The following is a 517-nucleotide window of genomic DNA, read 5'->3' as shown; positions in this document are numbered from 1 at the left end:
TTACAGCTCCCCGAAGCATTTCGGTGTTCGTCCCGTCCTTCATCGGCTCCTAGTGCCAAGGCATTCACCGTGCGCCCTTTCTAGCTTAACCATTTTTGCGGCAGACCACCTGCAGATTTCTTCGTCAGCTGTGTCACTCCTAATCCTCACGTACCTGGGTACGTTCCGGTCAGTCGCTCCTTGCTTCCTCGAACTCCTTGGCGCTCTTTGCAAAAACCTACTATACAATAGGTTTTGGTTCGCAATTGTGGCGTCATTATTAATTAGCCTTCTCTAAGACACTTAGTTGAACTCTTCAAAAAGCATAGGCTTTTCAAAAAAAGTTAACCAGTGTTTTCTTATCAATCTTGTGTTATCTAGTTTTCAAAGGACAAGTAAACAGAGTTTACTAAAAACCTCTTCCGTTGAGAAGAAGCTTCTCTGTCTTGAGAGTATGACCTCTCAAAACTAAACAAAAAGTACCAAAACGAAGTTTTTTAAAAAGGTATGAGCCTTTTAAGCTCCTTAGAAAGGAGGT

The 517-nt window shown here is 42.4% G+C and carries 1 rRNA gene; it reads right to left on the bottom strand.

Going from position 1 to position 517, the window contains the following annotated elements:
* Window positions 1-91 (bottom strand): 23S ribosomal RNA (locus BW724_RS23090); the annotation flags it as partial.
* Window positions 92-517 lie beyond the last annotated feature (426 nt).

The organism is Litchfieldia alkalitelluris (assembly GCF_002153425.1).
GTDB lineage: Bacteria > Bacillota > Bacilli > Bacillales > Salisediminibacteriaceae > Evansella > Evansella alkalicola.
Note: the sequence above shows the minus strand (reverse complement) of the source record. Positions and strands in the feature narration are given on the sequence as shown.